Annotated in this window: 12 protein-coding genes; 5 read left to right on the forward strand and 7 right to left on the reverse strand. The window is 72.1% G+C overall.

Annotation, left to right across the window (positions count from 1 at the left end):
* Window positions 1-11: 11 nt before the first annotated feature.
* The 3 genes from OG514_RS20530 to OG514_RS20540 all read right to left on the reverse strand — a co-directional run bounded on the left by OG514_RS20530 (window position 12) and on the right by OG514_RS20540 (window position 3,540).
* Window positions 12-620, reverse strand: a complete 609-nt coding sequence (locus OG514_RS20530; RefSeq protein ID WP_266900905.1) for a helix-turn-helix transcriptional regulator — start codon at window positions 618-620, stop codon at window positions 12-14.
* A 293-nt stretch (window positions 621-913) separates the two neighbouring features.
* Window positions 914-1,609 carry a response regulator gene (locus tag OG514_RS20535; protein WP_266896813.1) on the reverse strand — a complete coding sequence of 232 codons (696 nt, stop codon included), beginning with the start codon at window positions 1,607-1,609 and terminating at the stop codon, window positions 914-916.
* Window positions 1,606-3,540: a sensor histidine kinase gene (locus tag OG514_RS20540; protein ID WP_266896815.1), complete on the reverse strand. Its 1,935-nt coding sequence runs from the start codon at window positions 3,538-3,540 to the stop codon at window positions 1,606-1,608. The genes OG514_RS20535 and OG514_RS20540 overlap by 4 nt, the downstream gene beginning before the upstream one ends.
* A gap of 253 nt (window positions 3,541-3,793) precedes the next feature.
* Here OG514_RS20540 and OG514_RS20545 point away from each other — a divergent pair, with 253 nt between their 5' ends.
* On the forward strand, window positions 3,794-5,149 hold the full coding sequence (locus OG514_RS20545; RefSeq protein WP_266896817.1) for a cation:dicarboxylase symporter family transporter: 1,356 nt from the start codon (window positions 3,794-3,796) through the stop codon (window positions 5,147-5,149).
* Window positions 5,150-5,316: 167 nt separating this feature from the next.
* On the opposite strand, the gene OG514_RS20550 is transcribed toward OG514_RS20545, so the two are convergent.
* Window positions 5,317-6,186: an aldo/keto reductase gene (locus OG514_RS20550; RefSeq protein WP_266900906.1), complete on the reverse strand. Its 870-nt coding sequence runs from the start codon at window positions 6,184-6,186 to the stop codon at window positions 5,317-5,319.
* Window positions 6,187-6,197: 11 nt separating this feature from the next.
* Window positions 6,198-7,103 carry an NAD-dependent epimerase/dehydratase family protein gene (locus tag OG514_RS20555; protein ID WP_266896819.1) on the reverse strand — a complete coding sequence of 302 codons (906 nt, stop codon included), beginning with the start codon at window positions 7,101-7,103 and terminating at the stop codon, window positions 6,198-6,200.
* Between the two features lie 64 nt (window positions 7,104-7,167).
* On the opposite strand from OG514_RS20555, the gene OG514_RS20560 reads away from it, so the two are divergent.
* The 4 genes from OG514_RS20560 to OG514_RS20575 all read left to right on the forward strand — a co-directional run bounded on the left by OG514_RS20560 (window position 7,168) and on the right by OG514_RS20575 (window position 10,947).
* Window positions 7,168-7,692 carry an Lrp/AsnC family transcriptional regulator gene (locus tag OG514_RS20560; RefSeq protein WP_266896822.1) on the forward strand — a complete coding sequence of 175 codons (525 nt, stop codon included), beginning with the start codon at window positions 7,168-7,170 and terminating at the stop codon, window positions 7,690-7,692.
* Window positions 7,693-7,765: 73 nt separating this feature from the next.
* Window positions 7,766-8,194, forward strand: a complete 429-nt coding sequence (locus tag OG514_RS20565; RefSeq protein WP_266896824.1) for a MerR family transcriptional regulator — start codon at window positions 7,766-7,768, stop codon at window positions 8,192-8,194.
* A 5-nt stretch (window positions 8,195-8,199) separates the two neighbouring features.
* On the forward strand, window positions 8,200-8,538 hold the full coding sequence (locus OG514_RS20570; protein WP_323181661.1) for a thioredoxin domain-containing protein: 339 nt from the start codon (window positions 8,200-8,202) through the stop codon (window positions 8,536-8,538).
* A 156-nt stretch (window positions 8,539-8,694) separates the two neighbouring features.
* Window positions 8,695-10,947, forward strand: coding sequence for a UvrD-helicase domain-containing protein (locus OG514_RS20575; protein ID WP_266896826.1), 2,253 nt, complete (start codon window positions 8,695-8,697; stop codon window positions 10,945-10,947).
* Here OG514_RS20575 and OG514_RS20580 read toward each other — a convergent pair.
* Both OG514_RS20580 and glgB read right to left on the reverse strand, forming a co-directional pair.
* Window positions 10,922-11,812 (reverse strand): ScbA/BarX family gamma-butyrolactone biosynthesis protein, encoded by an 891-nt coding sequence (locus OG514_RS20580; RefSeq protein ID WP_266896828.1) that lies wholly within the window; start codon window positions 11,810-11,812, stop codon window positions 10,922-10,924. The genes OG514_RS20575 and OG514_RS20580 overlap by 26 nt on opposite strands.
* 145 nt (window positions 11,813-11,957) lie before the next feature.
* On the reverse strand, window positions 11,958-14,225 hold the full coding sequence (glgB, locus tag OG514_RS20585) for a 1,4-alpha-glucan branching enzyme (RefSeq protein WP_266896830.1): 2,268 nt from the start codon (window positions 14,223-14,225) through the stop codon (window positions 11,958-11,960).
* Window positions 14,226-14,416 lie beyond the last annotated feature (191 nt).

Here is a 14,416-nt window from a genome sequence, read left to right on the forward strand (position 1 = left end):
CTCGTGATGATCTAGGAACCGACCGCGGCCCAGAAGTGGCCGGTGATCTCGTCCAGGTACGCGCGACCCTCGTCGCCGGTCGCGGCCGAAGCGCCCCAGCTGCTGGTCGCCGCCATCCGGGAGTGGTACTCCGCGTGCAGCCGCTGCAGGGCGAACTCCAGGGTCTGCTTGGGCAGCGGCACCATCTTCACCGCCGGTTTCACGTACGCCTGCCAGCGCGTGGTGGCGGCGTCGCGCAGCAGCTCGGCGAGGCGCTCGTCGCCGCCGGTCGCGGTGATCAGGGCGCGCGGGCCGAGGCCGAGGACCTCCGCGAGGGTGGCCGTCTGGCGTTCGGTGCCGCGCCAGCGTCCCTCGTCCTCCATCCGCTGGTACGCGTGGGCCGCGACGCCGACCCGCCGGGCCAGCTCCTCGGCGGGTAGTCCGCGCGCCATCCGGTGCTCTCGGAGGGTGGAGGCGGCGGCTATCAGCTCGGCGGGGGAGCACCACAGGACGCCCGCGAGGGCGGTGAGCTCCTGTTCGTTGGGGACGGCGCGGCCGCGTTCCCACGCGACGACGGTGTCGGGGTTGACGAAGAGGCCGTACTGCGCGCGGAGGCCGTACGCGACATGGCCGGGGGCCATGCCCAGGGCCTCACGGAGGCGGCGCGCGGCCAGGGCGTTGAAAGGTGGTGAGGGTTGGTGCACCCGGTCACGGTAGGTGCGGAGGGTAACGGCTGGCTACGGTGCGTTCCCCCAAGGTGTGGAGTCGTAGGAACGTGGGAACCGATCAGTAACCGGGCGTGGTCGCCTTGGAAACGATCAGTGACCGAGCACGGTGACCTTCGGAAACGATCAGCGATCGCGGGCGAGGACGCAAGGGCCAGATCGCCGCGGAGTGATTTCCCCCGGACGCGATGCCCTTCGGCGTCGGTCGGTCAGTGACCGCGGGCCGGGCCGTCGAGCCAGCGGTACTGGAGTTCGGGGCGCCCGATCTGGCCGTACTGCGGGGCGCGCACGGCCCGCCCCCCGGTCACCAGGTGCTCCAGGTAGCGGCGCGCGGTGATCCGGGAGATCCCGACGGCCGTGCCGGCCTCGGCGGCGGTGAGCCCGGCCGGGGTGGACCGGAGGGTCCGGGTGACGGCCTCCAGGGTGGGCGCGCTCAGGCCCTTGGGGAGGGTGGCGGAGTGCGGGGCACGGAGGGTGGCGAGCGCCCGGTCCACCTCGTCCTGCCCGGAGGCCTCGCCGGCGGTCGCCCGGAACTCGGCGTACCGGGCGAGCCGGTCCCGGAGGGTCGCGAAGGCGAAGGGCTTGAGGACGTACTGGACGACGCCGAGCGAGACGCCCTCGCGGACGACGGCCAGGTCGCGGGCCGAGGTCACGGCGATGACATCGGCGGAATGCCCGGCGGCGCGCAGCGCGCGCAGCAGCTGGAGGCCGTGACCGTCGGGCAGGTAGAGGTCGAGCAGGATCAGGTCGACGGGCGTCCGCTCCAGCAGGCGCACGGCGGCGGCACGGGAGTGGGCGACCCCGACGACGGCGAAGCCCTCGACCCGCCCGGCGTAGAGGGCGTGGGCATCGGCGGCGACGGGATCGTCCTCGACGACGAGCACCCGAAGGGGCGGCGCACTCACGAGATCACCTCAGTAGGGCCGGTGCCGGTGCCGGTGCCGGTGCCGGTGTTGGGGCTTGGGCTCGGGTCGGAGCCGGGGCGGGGGGCCGGGCGTTCCGCGCGGCCCGTGCCCGGCCCGGGGGCCGAGTCTCCGGCGGGGGTCGTGCCCGGCCCGGGGGCCGGTCCGGCTCCGGCAGGCGTGTCAGGCCCCAGGGTTCCGTCCGCTGCCCGGCTTCCCGTGGTCGGCGGTGCGGGATCGGATCCCGGCCCGTGGCTCACCGGGGCCTTCGTCGCGGGCTCGGGCCGCATCCGGCCGTCCGCCACGCCCTCCCGCGCCGGCGGCACCAGTACAGGTACAGGCACATGTACCGGTAGCGGCAGTCTTACGGTGAATTCCGCGCCGCCCGCCTCCGCGTCCGTGACGTCGAGTGTGCCCGAGGCACGGGACACCGCCTGGCCGACCAGGGCCAGGCCCAGGCCCCGGCCGGGGCCCCGGGTGGTCCAGCCGCGGCCCAGGACCGCGTCCCGGTCGGCCGGGCGGACGCCGGGGCCGCTGTCGCCGACGCGGAGCAGCAGCTCGCCGTCGCCCGTGCGGGCCGCGACCGTCACCGTCACGCGGGCGTGCGGGGTGCCGCCCGCCGCCTCCACCGCGTTGTCGATGAGGTTGCCGAGGATCGTCACCAGGTCCCGGGACGGCAGGGCCGCGGGCACCAGGCCGTCGTCGATGCGGCTGTCCTCGGTCAGGACCAGCTCCACACCCCGCTCGTTCGCCTGCGCCGCCTTGCCGAGCAGCAGGGCCGCAAGGACCGGCTCCCCGACGGCGTCCACGACCCGGTCGGTGAGCGCCTGGGCCAGCTCCAGCTCCGCCGTCGCGAACTCCACCGCCTCGGCCACCCGGCCCAGTTCGATCAGCGAGACGACCGTGTGCAGCCGGTTCGCGGCCTCGTGGGCCTGCGACCTGAGCGCCTCGGTGAATCCCCGTTCCGAGTCCAACTCGCCCGACAGCGCCTGGAGTTCCGTGCGGTCTCGGAGCGTGGCGACCGTGCCGCGCCGCTCCCCGCCCACCACCGGCCGGGTGTTGACCACGAGCACCCGGTCGGCCGTCAGATGCGTCTCGTCGATCCGGGGCTCCGAGGACAGCAGCGCGCCGGTGAGCGTCGCGGGCAGCCCGAGCTCGGCCGCCGGCCGGCCGACGACCGCTTCGTCCAGGCCCAGCAGCTCCCGGGCCCCGTCGTTGATGAGCGCGATCCGCCGCCGCCCGTCGAGCATCACGAGCCCTTCGCGGACGGCGTGCAGCGCGGCCTCGTGGTAGTCGTGCATCCGGCTCAGCTCGGTCGCGTTCATGCCGTGCGTGTGGCGGCGCAGCCGCGCGTTGACCACGTACGTCCCCGCGCCGCCGAGCGCGAGCGCCACGCCCGCCATGCCGAGCAGCGCGGCGACCTGCTCCCGTACCTGCTCGCTGATCTTGTCGATCGTGATGCCCGCGCTGACCAGGGCGACGACCCGGCCGCCGTCGAAGACCGGCGCCACCGTCCGTACGGAGGGGCCGAGCACCCCCAGGTGGGTCTCGGAGTAGGTCCGGCCGGCCGCCGCCTCCTCGATGTGACCGAGGTACGTCCGGCCGATCTGCTCCGGCTCGGGATGGGTCCAGCGGGTGCCGTCCGGGGCCATGATCACCACGAAGGCCACGCCCGCGTGACGGCGCAGTGCCTCGGCGTACGGCTGGAGCACCGCCGTCGGGTCGGCGGACCGGGTCGCGGCGACCACCGACGGGGAGTCGGCGACGGCCGCGGCGGTGGCGGTGGCCTGGCGCCGCGCGGTCTCCTCGGCCTGCGTCCGGTCCGTGACGTACGCGAAGACCGCGCACCCCGCCACGACGACGGCCACGAGCACGACCTGCATCGCGAAGAGCTGGCCGGCCAGGCTGCGGGGGTGGGGGAGGGGGAAACGCATGCGGGTAAGTGTGCACGTGGGAGCGTGCGCCGACGCATTGCGTTCCCGAATCGTTCCCTCCGGGCCCCGTCGCTGCCCTGCCGCCTTGCCGCCCTGCCCCCTGCCCCCGCCGCTCTTCCACCACGCGGCCCCACAGCCCCACGGTCGTTTCGGTCGTGAACGAAACGTACGTAACCGTGACCCCGGTCACAGGCTGATGGATGCTCGCCGAGTCCACCGGGACGTGGACACCCATCAGCACGAGGAGGACCCCGTGGCCGCACGACGGGACCGTACCCATTATCTGTATCTGGCCGTCATCGGAGCCGTACTGCTCGGCATCGCGGTCGGATTCCTGGCGCCCGGCGTCGCCGTCGAGCTGAAGCCGCTGGGCACCGGCTTCGTCAATCTGATCAAGATGATGATCTCGCCGATCATCTTCTGCACGATCGTGCTCGGCGTCGGATCGGTCCGGAAGGCCGCGAAGGTCGGCGCCGTCGGCGGCCTCGCCCTCGGCTACTTCCTCCTCATGTCGACCGTCGCACTCGCGATCGGCCTCGTCGTGGGCAACCTCCTGGAGCCCGGCTCCGGGCTGCACCTCACCAAGGAGCTGGCCGAGGCCGGCGCCAAGCAGGCAGAGGGCGCGAGCGAGTCCACCCCGGACTTCCTGCTCGGGATCATCCCCAAGACCATCGTCTCCGCCTTCACCGAGGGCGAGGTCCTTCAGACCCTTCTCGTCGCGCTGCTCGCGGGCTTCGCGCTCCAGGCCATGGGCGCGGCGGGCGAACCGGTGCTGCGCGGGATCGGTCACATCCAGCGGCTCGTCTTCCGCATCCTCGGCATGATCATGTGGGCCGCTCCGGTCGGCGCCTTCGGCGCGATCGCCGCCGTCGTCGGCGCGACGGGTGTCGACGCGCTCAAGTCGCTCGCCGTCATCATGATCGGCTTCTATCTGACCTGCGCGATCTTCGTGTTCGTCGTCCTCGGGGCGCTCCTCAGGCTGGTCGCCGGGATCAACATCTGGACCCTCCTGAAGTACCTGGGCCGCGAGTTCCTGCTGATCCTCTCCACCTCCTCCTCCGAGTCCGCGCTGCCCCGCCTCATCGCGAAGATGGAGCACCTGGGCGTCAGCAAGCCGGTCGTCGGCATCACGGTGCCGACCGGCTACTCCTTCAACCTCGACGGCACCGCGATCTACCTCACGATGGCCTCGCTCTTCGTCGCCGAGGCGATGGGCGACCCGCTCTCGGTCGGTGAGCAGATCTCGCTCCTCGTCTTCATGATCATCGCCTCGAAGGGGGCGGCGGGCGTCACCGGCGCCGGTCTCGCGACCCTCGCGGGCGGTCTCCAGTCGCACCGGCCCGAGCTGGTCGACGGAGTGGGCCTGATCGTCGGCATCGACCGCTTCATGAGCGAGGCCCGCGCGCTCACCAACTTCGCGGGCAACGCGGTCGCCACCGTGCTCGTCGGCACGTGGACGAAGGAGATCGACAAGGCGCGGGTCGGCGAGGTGCTCGCCGGGCGGATTCCGTTCGACGAGAAGACGCTGGTCGACGATCACGCGCCTGCCGCGCCGGTGCCGGATCAGCGGGCCGACGAGGGCGAGGAGAAGGCGCGGGCGGGAGTCTGAGGAACGGGGTGGGGGAGAAGCCCCGCGCAGCGGTAACCTCCCCCCGTCCTCCCCGCACCCCCCACCCCCACCCAGAACCAGGTCCCGGGCCTTGAGCCGGATCCGGGCCCCGGGGGAAGGGCGTCCCCGTCCGGGGGCGCCCTTCTCGCGTTGCCCGAGGCGAGTTCTCAGTGACCGTTCAGCTCCGCCGACTCCTCCTCGGTGAGCGACAGTTCGGCCGCCGCCGCCGAGTCCCGCACCGACTCCGGCCGGCTCGCCCCCGGGATCGGCAGCACCGTCTCCGAGCGGGCGAGCAGCCATGCCAGGGCCACCCGCTGCGGGCTGATCCCCCGCGCCCGTGCCACCCGGTGGAAGGCCCCGAACCGAGGGTCCTCCTCCTGGGCGGAGGTGCCGTCCAGGGAGCTGCGTGAGATGCCGCCCAGTGGGCTCCACGGCAGGAAGGCGAGGCCCAGGTCCGCGCAGAGCCGTAGCTCCGTCTCGCTCGTGCGGACCGCCGGTGAGTAGCGGTTCTGCACGGAGACCAGCCGGTCGCCCAGGATCTCGCGGGCGAGCAGGATCTGCGCGGTGTCGACGTTCGAGATCCCGGCGAGCCTGACGGTACCGGCGTCCAGCAACTCCCGTATCGCGCCCAGGGATTCGGCGTACGGGACGGCCGGGTCCGGCTTGTGCAGCTGGTAGAGGCCGATCGGCGCGGAGCCGAGCCGTCGCGCCGAGGCCTCCGCGGCCCGCCGCAGATGGGCGGGTCGTCCGTCCACGGTCCAGCCGCCGTCCGCCGTACGGCCCCGCCCGCCCTTCGTCGCCACGAGGACGTCGTCGACGCGGCCCCCGTACGAGGCGAGCGCCCGGGCCACGAGCAGTTCGCCCTCGCCGGGCGTGCCGTCCGGCGGATGGTAGGAGTCGGCGGTGTCGAGCAGGGTCACCCCGGCGTCGAGCGCGGCGTGCACGGTGGCCACGGCTCGCGTCCCGTCCGGCCGGCCCTCGACGGAGAGCGGCATCGTGCCGAATCCGACGGCCCCGACCCGTACGTCCCCCAGCATGCGGAAGCGCGTCACTCCGTCACCTCGCCGATCGTCTCGGCCACGGCGTCCGCGAGCCAGGTGGAGGAATGCGAGAAGGAATAACCGAGGCCGACCGCGCGGGAGTTGTCCATGGCGTACGAGCGGGCGAAGGAGAACGGCGAGACCTCGCCGACCTCCACCTCCTGGAACACGGTCCGGCCGCCCACCCGCTTCTCGATCTCCGCGCAGATCTCCGTCGTGGTCAGCGGCCCGTGGGAATGGGCGTTCACCGGCCCGGTGAATTCCGCGTGGACCGCCCAGGCGAGAAACGCGGCGATCTCCTCGACGTACACATAGGTCGCCGGGCGGTTCACCGCCGGGACGGCGATCCGCTCGCCCGCCCGGACGCGCCGCGCGTAGTGGTCGAGCCGGCCGGTGAAGTCGTCGGCGCCGCCCAGTACATGGGCCACCCGCACCGACGTCCACGCGAAGGGCGGGACGGTGGCCGCGAAGACCGCCTCGGCCTGCCGCTTCCCCTCCCCGTAGTGCGCCTCGCGGAACTCCGGGTCGTCCCAGGCCGCGCCGGTGTCGACGGTGACCGTGCTCAGGTCGAGGACGTCCTCGGTGACGGGTACGGCCGAGTCCTCGTACTCGTACACCTCCACCGTCGACGTCATCACATAGCGCCGGGTGCGTGCCGCGAAGACCCGTCGGGCGATCTCCGCCTGGCGCGGGGTGTAGCAGACCTGGTCCACGACGACATCGAAGGAACGGCCCGCCAGAACCGATTCCAGGGCGGCCTCGTCGTCGCGGTCGGCGACGAGATGCTCGATTCCCTCCGGGGCGCCCGAAGAACCCCGATTGAGGATCGTGACCCGATGCCCGGATTCCCGCAGCAGGGCGATGAGCCGCTTTCCGAAATAGCGGTTCCCGCCGATGACCAGAACGTCCTTCATTTCCAACTCCCTTGTCTCACAGGACAAGTGTTACGTTGATCGTTCGCTGTCTGAAGGGGGAAACGTGGGAGTCCAGGCCGCCGTACCGAAGGAACCACGGCATTCGCGGTCAGCCGCCGACGAAACCTCGGCGACCGCTTTCGACGCCGTCGACCGGCAGATCCTGGACCTCCTCCAGAGCGACGGCCGCATCAAGCTCAGCGAGCTGGGCCGCCGCGTCCGGCTCAGTCCGGCGGCCGTCACCGAGCGGGTCCGCCGCCTGGAGGCGAGCGGCGCCGTCACCGGCTACGGCGCCCATGTCTCCCCGGCCCGCCTCGGCTACGGCATCCAGGCCTTCATCCGGGTGAACCCGCACGGCGGCTACAACCTGAAGCACCCGCGGACCCTGGAGCTGATCTCGCGCCCCGAGATCCTGGAGGTCCATCACGTGGTCGGCGAGGACTGCTGGATCCTCAAGGTCGCCGTGACCGACACCATCCACCTCGAAGACGTCCTGGAGCAGACCTCGACGCTCGGCCGGACCACGACCTCGATCGTGCTCTCCTCCCCGGTGGAGCGGAAACCGCTGCTGCCGCCCGCACGCCCCTGATCCCACGGCACCTCTCGCCTCGACGCCGGCACCTCTTGCCTTGACGTCGGCGTCAAGGCCTACGGTCGTGGACATGCGCATCGGAGAGCTGGCCGAGCGGGCCGGAACGACCACACGGACTCTGCGGTACTACGAGTCCCGTGGCCTTCTGGCCGCCCGGCGCACGGAGAACGGCTACCGCACGTACGACGAGGACGACCTGCGGCTCCTCCAGCAGATCAGGACCCTCCAGGACTTCGGGTTCGATCTGGAGGAGACCCGGCCGTTCGTCGACTGCCTGCGCGCCGGTCATCCGGCGGGCGACGCCTGTCCCGCGTCGATCGCCGTCTACCGGCGGAAGGTCGCCGAGCTGGACGGGCTGATCGAACAGCTCCAGGCGGTGCGCGCCGAGGTGGGCGCCCAGTTGCTGAGGGCCGAGGCGGAGCTGCCGCACGGCCCGGAGCCCCGGTGCGAGCTCGGTACGGAACGCGACACGGAATCAGCCGGAACGACGGAGGGGTGACGGAGATGAAGGCGTACGCGCAGGGTGTGGCCGAGGTCACGGACGAGGACTTCGGTGCGGAGGTGCTGGGCGCCGAACTGCCGGTCCTGGTGAAGTTCACCGCGGAGTGGTGCGGGCCGTGCCGGCAGCTGACCCCGGTGCTCGCGGCGATCGCCGCGGAGGAGGCGGAGCGGATCCGGATCGTCGAGATCGACGTGGACCGGAACCAGGAGACCACGGTGAGGTACGGGGTCCTGGCGACCCCGACGCTCATGGTCTTCCGTGCGGGCGAGCCCGTGAAGGCGATCGTCGGGGCTCGCCCGAAGCGCCGCCTCCTGGCGGAGCTGGAGGAGGTCCTCGCCTAGACAGGGCCCGCGGCACTTCGGCAGGGCATACAGAAATACCCCGACTACAATTGACAGTCGGGGTATTTCTTCGCGTATATTAATGGATTCTGCGCCCGGAAACACCACGGGCGCAGGGAAGTTCAATAAACGCACTGTATCGCGCCGGGAGTCGAATTGTCAACCGAGGAATTTCGGAACGAGCAGCAATTCATCACCGATCTCTACACACGACTCGACGATCTGAGGGACCAGGCCGAGGCCGCCGTCGAGCATGCCCTGCGCACCCCGGGGGTCGGCAGCAACCAGGGGCGGCTCGAACGGGACATCATGGTCGCCGAGCAGTCCGGGCTGCTCGCCGCGTTCAACGCGGGGGAGAGCGGGCTCTGTTTCGGGCGTCTGGTCTTCAAGGACGGGCGCGACCACCGCATCGGCCGGATCGGCATCCGCGAGGACGACCCGAACCGCACCCCGCTCGTCGTCGACTGGCGCGCCGAGGTCGCCCGCCCCTTCTATCTCGCCACCGGGTACGAGCCGATGGGGCTCGTCCGCCGCCGGCACATCAGCACCCTGGGCCGTACGGTCACCGCGCTCCACGACGAGGTCCTCGACCTCGCCGACGCCACCCGCACCGGGCACGAGAGCCGTGACGCCGACGAGGTGCTGCTCGCCGCGCTGGACGCCGCCCGCACCGGCCGGATGCACGACATCGTGCAGACCATCCAGGCCGAGCAGGACGCCATCATCCGTTCCCCGCACCGCGGGGTCCTCGTCGTCGAGGGCGGCCCCGGCACCGGCAAGACGGCGGTCGCGCTGCACCGGGCCGCGTACCTCCTCTACGCGCACCGCGAGCAGCTCGCCAAGCGGGCCGTCCTCATCGTCGGCCCCAACCCGGCCTTCCTCGGCTACATCGGAAACGTCCTGCCCTCCCTCGGCGAGACCGGCGTCCTCCTCGCCACCCCCGCCGAACTGTTCCCCGGTGTCCGCGCCACCGGCACCGACACCCCGCGCGCCGCCGCCGTCAAGGGCTCCGCCGCCATGGCCGCCGCCCTCGCCGCGGCCGTACGGGACCGTCAGCAGGTGCCCGAGCGCGGCGAACCGCTCGTCGTCCCGCACGAGGACGGCGACCTGGTCATCGACTGGGACATGGCCCTGGAGGCCCGCCACAAGGCCCGCGAGACGGCCCTCCCGCACAACCTGGCCCGCCCCTACTTCGTCTTCCGGATCCTCGACGCGCTCGCCGAACAGCTCGCCGACCGGATCGGCGCCGACCCCTACGGCGGCCCCAACTTCCTCGGCCCCGACGACATCGCGCTGCTCGCCAAGGGCATCGCGGGCAACCCCGAGGTGTACGCGGCGATCGACACCCTCTGGCCCGCCCTCACCCCGCAGGACTTCCTCGCCGACTACCTGGCCGAACCCACCCACCTCGCCGACGCGGACGCCGACGAGATCCGGCGCGACGGCCGTGACGGCGCCCCCTGGACCCCTGCCGACGTGCCGCTGCTCGACGAGGCCGCCGAACTCCTCGGCGAGGACGACTCGGCCGCCCGCGCCGCCGAGGAGGCCGAACGCCAGAAGCAGATCCAGTACGCGCAGGGCGTCCTCGACGTCTCCTACGCCTCGCGCACCTACGAGTTCGAGGACAAGGAGGAGCACGACAAGGACGCCTCCGAGGTCCTCTCGGCCCACGACATCATCGACGCCGAGCGCTTCGCCGAGCGCCACGAGGAGGCCGACCACCGCACGGCCGCCGAGCGGGCCGCCGCCGACCGCACCTGGGCTTTCGGACACATCATCGTCGACGAGGCCCAGGAGCTCTCCGCGATGGCCTGGCGGCTCCTCATGCGCCGCAGCCCCACCCGCTCGATGACCCTGGTCGGCGACCCCGCCCAGACCGGCGACCCGGCCGGCGTCGGTGCCTGGGAGCGGATCCTCGCCCCGTATGTGGCGGACCGCTGGGAGCTGGTGCGCCTCGGCGTCAACTACCGCACGCCCGCCGAGATCATGGCGGTCGCGGCCGAGGTGCGACGGGCCGACGACCCGGGGTTCGAGCCGCCCAGCTCGGTGCGGTCCACCGGGGTGGAGCCCTGGGACCGGACGGTTGACGACCCGGTCAAGGAGGCCGCCGACGCGGTGGCGACCGCGCTGCGCGCCGAGGGCCGGATCGCCGTGATCGCCCCGCCCGAGCTGCACGCGGGTCTGATCGCGGCCCTGCCGGAGGCCGTGTACGGTCCGGCTCCCGACCTCACCCGGCCGGTGGTGCTGCTCGACCCCCGGCAGGCGAAGGGCCTGGAGTTCGACACCGTCCTGGTCGTCGACCCGGAGGGCATCGTCGCGGGTGCCGTGCACGGCATCAACGACCTGTACGTGGCCTTGACCCGGGCGACCCAGCGGCTCGGGATCATCCGCTCCGCAGCCCGCAGGTGAAGAGCCGCGCGCCGTCCTGGTACCCGGTGACCTCGAAGGCCCCCGCCGTGCTCCCGGGCTCCGCCCGGAGCAGGCAGGGGCCGCCGTCGAACTCGGCGTAGCGGTCGAAGGCGACCCGCACGGACGCCGGCAGATAGGGGCGGGGCCAGACGGCGGCGGAGGCGGCCTGCCGGGCGGCTTCGAGGAACAGCATCCCCGGTATGTGGTCGTTGGGGCGCTGGAAGAGGGTGGGGTGGGCGGTGTCGACGACCAGTTCCCACACCCCCTCCCGTCCGCTGGGCCCCAGGAGGACGTCCTCGGGCCGGGACCGCCCCGCCAGTGGTGCCGGGGCCCGTCGGGTCCACGGTTCGGGACGTACGACCCCGGCCTCGACGTGCCCGCCGCGCAGCCGGCGATAGACGGCGGGACCGGCCAACCGCGCGTGGGCGCCGCCCGTCGCCACCACGCACGCGTCGCGCAGCACGCTCCACTCCACCCGGATCTCGGTCAACTGATCGCCGCGCGAGAGGAGTTCGGCGAACCGGATCTCGATGTCGGGCTCCTCGCCGGCGACGGTGAGGCCCGTCGGGTCGCAGCTCAGGGAGATCTCGCTCAGCAGGATGTGCCGGGTCAGCGGAAGCCCGTGAACCGCGTGCAGGAGGGCCATCGTGGCCTGCCGCAGCGTCTCGACGACCATGAGCGGGTCGTGGCACGGCTCCGAGCCCCGGCGGACGGGGGCGAAGAACGGGTGGCCGGTGGGCCAGGTGGCCCGCACCGCGAAGCGGTCCTTCCCGTCGAGCGGCCGCCACTCGACGGGAAAGGTGTCCTCGCCGCGCACCCGATGGCAGAGCCGCGGCGACAGGCGCCGCTCGACGGTGTCCCGCATCCTGTCCCCGCCCCTCTGGACCTGTCGGCCTGACCGGTGGAGCGAAGATAGCCGAACGGGGGAGCGGGATGCCCGAACGAGTGAACGATCAACTGATTGATCGTCAATTCTCGGACAGGTAGAGTCCTTTACCGCCCTCCCCGGCTCAGGCCGGCCGCAGCCAGACCGTCGCGAGCGGCGGCAGCGTCATCCGGATGCTGGCCGAACGGCCGTGGTGCGGAACCGACTCCGTCTTCACCGGATCCCGCCCCACCACGTCCCCGCCGCCGTACCGGCCGGCGTCCGTGTTCAGGACCTCCGACCAGGCGACCACCGCGTCCGGCACACCGAGCCGGTAGTCGTGCCGCACGACCGGCGAGAAGTTCGACACCGCGAGCAGCGGCGAGCCGAAGGCGTCGAAGCGCAGGAAGGCGAAGACGTTGTCCTCGCACGCGTCCCCGACCACCCACTGGAAGCCCTCCGGGACGGTGTCCCGCTCCCAGAGCGGGGGCGTCGCCTGGTACACCGTGTTCAGGTCGCGGACGAGATCCCGCACCCCCCGGTGGTCCGGCTCCGCCCCGTACGCCGGGTCGAGCAGCCACCAGTCGGGCCCGTGGTCCGCCGACCACTCCCCACCCTGCGCGAACTCCTGTCCCATGTAGAGCAGTTGCTTGCCCGGGTGGGCCCACATGAAGCCCAGATAGGCGCGGTGGTTGGCGCGCTGCTGCCACCAGTCGCCCGGCATCTTCGACACCAGGGACCGCTTGCCGTGCACCACCTCGTCGTGGGAGATCGGCAGGATGTAGTTCTCGCTGTACGCGTACACCATCGAGAAGGTCATCTCGTGGTGGTGGTACTTGCGGTGCACCGGCTCCTTCTGCACGTACTCCAGGGAGTCGTGCATCCAGCCCATGTTCCACTTCATGCCGAAGCCCAGGCCGCCGAAGCCGCCCGGCCCCACCTGGTCCGTCGCCCGCGTCACGCCGTCCCAGGCCGTCGACTCCTCCGCGAAGGTCACGATCCCCGGGCAGCGCCGGTACACCGTCGCGTTCATCTCCTGCAGGAAGGCCACCGCGTCCAGGTTCTCCCGGCCCCCGAACTCGTTCGGCAGCCACTCGCCGTGTTCCCGCGAGTAGTCCAGGTAGAGCATCGACGCCACCGCGTCCACCCGCAGACCGTCGATGTGGAACTCCTGGCACCAGTACACGGCGTTCGCCACCAGGAAGTTCCGCACCTCCTTGCGGCCGTAGTCGAACTCCAGCGTGCCCCAGTCGGGATGGTGCGAGCGGCGCGGGTCCTCGTGCTCGTACAGCGGCCGCCCGTCGAACTCCGCCAGCGCCCAGTCGTCCTTCGGGAAGTGCGCCGGAACCCAGTCCATCAGGACCCCGATCCCCGCCGCGTGCAGCGCGTCGACCAGGAACCTGAAGTCGTCCGGGGTCCCCATGCGGGCCGTCGGCGCATAGAAACCGGTGACCTGGTAGCCCCACGAGCCGCCGAAGGGATGCTCGGTGACCGGCATCAGCTCCACATGCGTGAAACCGAGATCCCGGACGTACGCGGGAAGCTGCTCGGCGAGTTCGCGATACGTCAGGCCTGGACGCCAGGACGGCAGATGGACCTCGTACACGGAGAGCGGCGCCTCGTGGTGCGGGCGCGCCCCGCGTCGCGCCATCCACTCCGCGTCGCCCCAGGTGTAGTGCGACTCGGTGACGATGGACGCGGTGTTCGGCGGGCACTCGGTACGGCGGGCCATCGGGTCCGCCCGGACGGTGTGCGTACCGTCGGGCCGCGTGATGTCGTACTTGTAGAGCGCGCCCTCGCCGATCCCCGGCACGAACAGCTCCCACACGCCCGTCGAACCCAGCGAGCGCATCGGCAGCCCCGTGCCGTCCCAGTGTGTGAAGTCACCGGTGACCCGCACGCCGCGCGCGTTCGGCGCCCAGACCGCGAAACGGGTGCCGGAGACGCCGCCGTGCGTCATGGGGTGGGAGCCGAGGGCCGTCCACAGCTCCTCGTGGCGGCCCTCGCCGATCAGATGCAGATCGAGGTCGCCGAGGGAGGGCAGGAAGCGGTACGGGTCCTGTACGGCGAGCTCGTCCGGCCCGTCGTAACGGACCCGCAGCTCGTACGCGGGCACCTTGCGGAGGAGCGGCAGCAGCCCGGAGAAGAGGCCGTCGCCGTCGTGCGCGAGCGGGACCCGCTTGCCCTTGCTGACGACCGTCACCTCGGTCGCCCACGGGCGAAGCACCCGGACCACCACACCGCCCCGCACCGGATGCGCGCCGAGCACACCGTGCGGATCGTGGTGCTCCCCGGCGAGCAGCCGGGCCCGGTCACCCGGATCGAGCGGTGGCGCCTTCCGGGGCGCGGAGGGCGCGGGGGACTTGGGGGACTTGGTGCTGCGGGCCGACTTGCCTGCGGGGCGGGCGGTCACCGGGATGCCTCCTGGGGGGTACGGGGGGTACGACTGCGCAACGGTGTTGTGAGGGGACGGGACACTCGGCCGAACGGGGGTTCCATGCGACGGGGGGCCACGCCTTTGCGGCCCACGCCTTTGCGGGCCCACGCCCGCCGCCCCTTGCCGGGCCCAGGCTTCCGCGCCTGAACCCGCACCCCGGTGCACGG

The sequence above is a fragment of the Streptomyces sp. NBC_00572 genome, from assembly GCF_026341815.1.
Classification (GTDB): domain Bacteria; phylum Actinomycetota; class Actinomycetes; order Streptomycetales; family Streptomycetaceae; genus Streptomyces.

Coding starts and splice junctions, on each gene's coding strand:
- OG514_RS20530 (WP_266900905.1), bottom strand. CDS start 620: ATGGCCCCCGGCCATGTCGCGTACGGCCTCCGCGCGCAGTACGGCCTC.
- OG514_RS20540 (WP_266896815.1), bottom strand. CDS start 3,540: ATGCGTTTCCCCCTCCCCCACCCCCGCAGCCTGGCCGGCCAGCTCTTC.
- OG514_RS20550 (WP_266900906.1), bottom strand. CDS start 6,186: ATGCTGGGGGACGTACGGGTCGGGGCCGTCGGATTCGGCACGATGCCG.
- OG514_RS20555 (WP_266896819.1), bottom strand. CDS start 7,103: ATGAAGGACGTTCTGGTCATCGGCGGGAACCGCTATTTCGGAAAGCGG.
- OG514_RS20565 (WP_266896824.1), top strand. CDS start 7,766: ATGCGCATCGGAGAGCTGGCCGAGCGGGCCGGAACGACCACACGGACT.
- OG514_RS20570 (WP_323181661.1), top strand. CDS start 8,200: ATGAAGGCGTACGCGCAGGGTGTGGCCGAGGTCACGGACGAGGACTTC.
- OG514_RS20580 (WP_266896828.1), bottom strand. CDS start 11,812: ATGCGGGACACCGTCGAGCGGCGCCTGTCGCCGCGGCTCTGCCATCGG.